The sequence below is a fragment of the Prolixibacter bellariivorans ATCC BAA-1284 genome (genome assembly GCF_000621705.1).
Classification (GTDB): domain Bacteria; phylum Bacteroidota; class Bacteroidia; order Bacteroidales; family Prolixibacteraceae; genus Prolixibacter; species Prolixibacter bellariivorans.
This window is the reverse complement of the sequence record NZ_JHXO01000015.1, coordinates 1-5,096: the sequence shown is the minus strand read 5'-3', so window position 1 is coordinate 5,096 and position 5,096 is coordinate 1. Positions and strand designations below refer to the sequence as shown.

Below are 5,096 nucleotides of genomic sequence, written 5' to 3'. Positions count from 1 at the left end.
CACGGGACAATGCCATTGCCGAGAGAATTAACGGTATTCTTAAAGATGAATATCTTCATCTCGAAGTAAGCAAGAACATCATTTTCACAAACAGTCAGTTAGAAAAAACAATAAACAAGTATAACAATAAGCGTCCACATCTGAGCTGTAATATGCTCACACCAGAACAGGCACATCTCAGATCAGGTACACTCAAAAAAAGATGGAAAACCTATTATAAAAAACAAGTAAATTTAAATGTCTAACCTGTAAACTTTTTTTAGGACGATACACATGCGCGAACGACAGCTCTTTCAGCAGCTTTTTCGTCTGGATTGAGCTGTAGGTACATGCCTGAATAACGTTAACTTAATTGCCCGTTGGGCATCCAGTATTGTATAAATGAAGCACCGCCTACGCCTATACTCCATAGGAGTTTCACAAAAGGCTCCACGCAAAGAGCGCAAAATGCGCCCTAACGAGACGCCGGTTTCCGCTTATGCTGCGATTGCTTCTGTCGTTACTATTGTTCGGCTCTTATCAGCGGCAGAGCTATTGCGGTCGAAACTTCACTACCGTTTCAATCTACATTCGCTCGCGACCGCTATAACCGTACGCGCATTCCAATCCCGGGGTTCACACCCCGGGCTACCAAGATTTCATCCCTACGGGACTTGGAATATTGTAAAAATCCATATTACGGCAACCATTGCAATTTCACCTGCGCGCTTCTCGCCTACCGGCGACATTGTGGAATTACCAATGTTGTAACCTGGAATAAAAAGGCGGGTTGGGCACCTGTCGCAACACATATCCCGGGCAATTCTTCATCATCAATGATGGTTTGTGATAGATATTTCATTAGAAATAAGGATTGACAGCCTACAACGGCCTCTCTATTTTTACATTTCACTATTAATCAGGAGTGCCTATGTTTCCGGAATGTGTTAAATGTATCGTTAATCAGGCAGAGCAGTTACTTCAAAGAAATTCTGTCGATAAAGATCAGGCTAATGAGGTTGTACTGGACCTTCTCCGCTTTATGGCCGGCGGAGAAGACGAGGCGAAGGCTGCTCCGGCTTTACCGGCCTATATGAACAATTTGCTGAACGATCGGTTTCGTATCGATACAGCCCTTAAAAATGAATGCCGTCTGATAAACGATCATCTTCTGCACCTGGAAGAGATTATCCGCGACGACATTTCCGGGTCCACTCGTCCGGCCCAAAAAGCCCTGCAATATTCACTGGCCGGCAATTCGATTATGAATTACCTGAATCCGCTGGATGTGACAGAAGATGCCCTGAAAACAGCCGCCGCCCAAATGCCGGTTATCGACGATTCGGACAGACTGTTTGCCCAGGTGAAAAATGCCCGAACGGTGCTATTCATTGGTGACAAAGCCGGCGAAACGGTCACTGACAAACTGCTTATGGAACAACTAAGGCATCCCCGGATGTATTACGCTGTTCGTCAAAAAGGAGTGCTTTACGAAGCAACCGTCGACGATGCCTACCAGGCCGGAATCGACAAGGTAGCCCGTGTTATTGGAATTCCCGGCGACATCAAATCATTCAGCGAAGTACCCGAAGATACCGAAGCAGGGAAAATCTACCGCGAGGCAGATGTCATCGTTTCCAAAGGAGAGCACAACTTCTGGAGATTGCACCAGGAAGGAAAGAGGGATATCTTCTTTTTAGTATCCGTGAACTGCCAGGTTGTATCCAAGCTGCTCCACGTCCGGAAAGGCCGCACCGTTGTGATGCACCAGGAACAGTACCGGCAAAGGACTGCCGCCCGGGAAAAACGTTCGGCACCGAAACACCGTTCCAACGACGCTGTTCAACGGCAAACAACCTGCACACAAAATGTATTTCCGGGACCGCGATTTTAGAAGCTCAAACACTATTCACCGTTGTTTTTACTATTTTGCACCGGTAAAACGACCGAAACGACAAAAACACATTGTACATGAAACCTTTCCGAGACATTTCAGTTTCTATTCGGTGTGGAAAAGGGACGATTACGTATACAATGTTGAATGAAATGATTTGCAACCGGGAACAACATCAAGTTGTTTACCTTACATACTAAATTTTCCGGGATAATCCCGGTAGGGTAAAATCGATTGAATAGTTTTTGGCAACCGACATTCACACAACAGACTAATTAGTGCAAAAACTCATGCAGGAAACGCTGGATCATCGGCTGGAAGAACGGAATATCAAACCAACGGCCGTTCGGTTACTGGTGTTGAAGGCTTTTATGGCCCAGGAGGCTGCCATTGGTTTGGCGGACCTGGAGAACCGGTTTGACCATGCCGACAAGACCACTCTGTATCGTACCCTGAAAACCTTCGAAGAGCACAAACTCATCCACAGCATTGACGATGGGACGGGCGCCCTGAAATACGCATTGTGCCAGGAAACCTGCGATTGTGCCCCGGAAGATTTGCATGTCCATTTCCTCTGCACCGTCTGTAACAAAACATTCTGCCTGAACGACACGCCCATTCCGCAGATCAACCTGCCGACCGATTTTAGTCTCGACAGCGTCAACATGGTGGTGAAAGGCCTCTGCTCTGACTGCCGGTAACCCTCCTCATTTTCATCGCGCTTCATAACAACTGTGCACTTTTGCAACCCGGTTGCACAGGCTTCTATCCTATCTTTGTGTCCATACGAAGAGGATAAAACCATGAAAAAATATCAGCTGAAGAATCTCGATTGTGCCAATTGTGCTGCCAAGATAGAGAACGGTGTCGCTAAACTCAGCAAAGTGAAGTTTGTGAATGTCAATTTCGCCAACCTGTCGATGACCATCGAAACCGACGACATCGAATTGGTGCGGCAGAAGATTCGCGAACTGGAACCAGACGTCGAAGTCACCGATAACGACACCGCCCCGCAACTGATTGCCAAAAGCGAACTGGCCGAGAACCGCGGAACGCTTATCAAGGCAGGCGTCGCTACAGCCCTGTTGGTTCTGGGACTGATTTTCAAGGATGCATTGGCTCAAACGCCCTATCACCTGGCGGAATATGCCGTCTTTGTCGCGGCCTGGCTCATCAGCGGCTGGAAAGTGATTGCCAGTGCTGTCCGGAACATCATTAAAGGGCGTGTTTTCGACGAGCAATTTTTGATGACCGTTGCCACCCTGGGCGCGTTTGCCATTGGCGAGATGCCCGAAGCCGTTGCCGTGATGCTCTTCTACGTGGTGGGCGAACTGTTCCAGGACATTGCCGTGGGCCGTTCCCGGAAATCCATCAAAGCGTTGCTGGAAATCAAACCTGAATTTGCCAACGTGAAACAAGGGACGGAGATCCGGAAGATGTCACCCGAAGAGGTACAGGTGGGTGATGTGATTGTGGTGAAAGCTGGCGAGAAAGTCCCGCTCGACGGAACGGTACTCGAAGGCAGTTCGTTTGTCGATACGGCAGCGCTGACCGGCGAGAGCGTTCCCCGCAAGGTAAACGCCAACGACGAAATTATGGCCGGGATGATCAACCAGTCGGGCCTGCTGACCATTCAGGTGAACAAAACCTTTGGCGAATCATCCATCTCGAAGATACTGGAGCTGGTCGAGAATGCGACGGCCCGGAAAGCCAAAACCGAGAAATTCATCACCACCTTCGCCAAATACTACACGCCGGTGGTAGTTATCGGTGCCCTGTTGCTGGCCGTGTTGCCGCCGCTGTTCATCGCCGGGGCCACCTTCAGCGAATGGATTTACCGCGCGCTGGTCGTGCTGGTTATCTCCTGCCCCTGCGCCCTGGTCATCAGCATTCCGCTGGGCTACTTCGGCGGCGTGGGCCGTGCCTCCAAACACGGTATCCTGGTGAAAGGCTCGAACTTCCTCGACGCTTTGACGCACGTGAGAACGGTGGTCTTCGATAAAACCGGGACACTGACCCAAGGCGAATTCAAAGTCTCCCGTGTCGTTACCATGAATGGCTATGATGAACAACAACTGCTGGAGTATGCCGCTATCGCAGAGTCGGGGTCGAACCACCCCATCGCACAATCCATCCTCGAGGCCTGGGGAAAGCCGGTCGATGCAGCCCATATCTCAACCGTGAAGGAGATATCGGGGCATGGTGTGGTCGCTACCGCGAATGGCAACACCATCCTGGCCGGGAACGACAAGTTGCTGCACCGCGAACTCATCGAACACGACAGTTGCGACGTAGAAGGAACGGTGGTGCATGTGGCCGTCGATAAAACATACGCCGGTTACCTGGTGATTGCCGACCGCATCAAGGACGATGCCGCGGAAGCCATCCGCCAACTGAGGAAGCGAGGCATCAAAACCGTGATGCTGACCGGCGACGAGACATCGGTAGCGCAATCGGTGGCCGCAAAGCTGCAGCTCGACAGCTACTATGCCGAACTCCTTCCGGAAGACAAGGTACGGCACATCGAAGCGTTGCTCGGAGGCGAGCACAAGGTAGCTTTTGTGGGCGACGGCATCAATGATGCGCCGGTGATTGCCCGTGCCGATGTGGGTATGGCGATGGGTGCGCTGGGTTCCGATGCGGCCATCGAAACGGCCGATGTGGTACTGATGACCGACTCTCCCGCCAAAGTGGTCGATGCCCTCGACATAGCCGGAAAAACGCGCCGGATTGTCTGGCAGAACATCATCTTCGCCCTGGGCGTGAAGGGCATCTTCATCCTCTTGGGAATTGCCGGCATGGCCAACATGTGGGAAGCCGTCTTCGGCGACATGGGCGTAGCACTGCTGGCGGTGTTCAACTCGATTCGCGTCCTCCGGGAGTAAGTTTTCGGGTTGCACTGCACGGTTACTGTTGTTGGAAAAAAGACACTAGACATGAGACCCCGACGCACGGTCGGGATTTCGCTTTGCTCAACCTTAGACGACATAGAATGGTCTTTCGATTGTTCTTGTGGTTCGGTTCATCCGGGTGACACCGCCGTTGCGGTCGGAACATCCTCGCTGTTTCAATCGACGTTGGCTCGCGACCACATTCTAAATCTATCGGATTATGTCCCATGGCGGTGCCATGGGCTGTTGCGGCAAGACCGTTGGCCTTGTGATGGGTTGCGATCGTTGGCGAGCTGTCCCCCTTTGGAGGGGGAATCAAAGGGGGAGGATAA

At 51.1% G+C, this 5,096-nt stretch carries 4 protein-coding genes; all 4 read left to right on the top strand.

The window, feature by feature from the left end; all coding sequences use genetic code 11:
* On the top strand, positions 1 to 245 hold a 245-nt coding region (locus T426_RS26330; RefSeq protein WP_211253577.1), incomplete at its 5' end, for an integrase core domain-containing protein.
* 665 nt (positions 246 to 910) lie between these two features.
* A complete protein-coding gene (locus T426_RS0118735) occupies positions 911 to 1,873 on the top strand; it encodes an ARMT1-like domain-containing protein (RefSeq protein ID WP_025866325.1) in 963 nt (320 codons plus the stop codon).
* 290 nt (positions 1,874 to 2,163) lie between these two features.
* Positions 2,164 to 2,574, top strand: coding sequence for a Fur family transcriptional regulator (locus T426_RS0118730; protein ID WP_025866326.1), 411 nt, complete (start codon positions 2,164 to 2,166; stop codon positions 2,572 to 2,574).
* A gap of 102 nt (positions 2,575 to 2,676) precedes the next feature.
* On the top strand, positions 2,677 to 4,758 hold the full coding sequence (locus T426_RS0118725) for a heavy metal translocating P-type ATPase (protein ID WP_025866327.1): 2,082 nt from the start codon (positions 2,677 to 2,679) through the stop codon (positions 4,756 to 4,758).
* Positions 4,759 to 5,096: the final 338 nt, after the last annotated feature.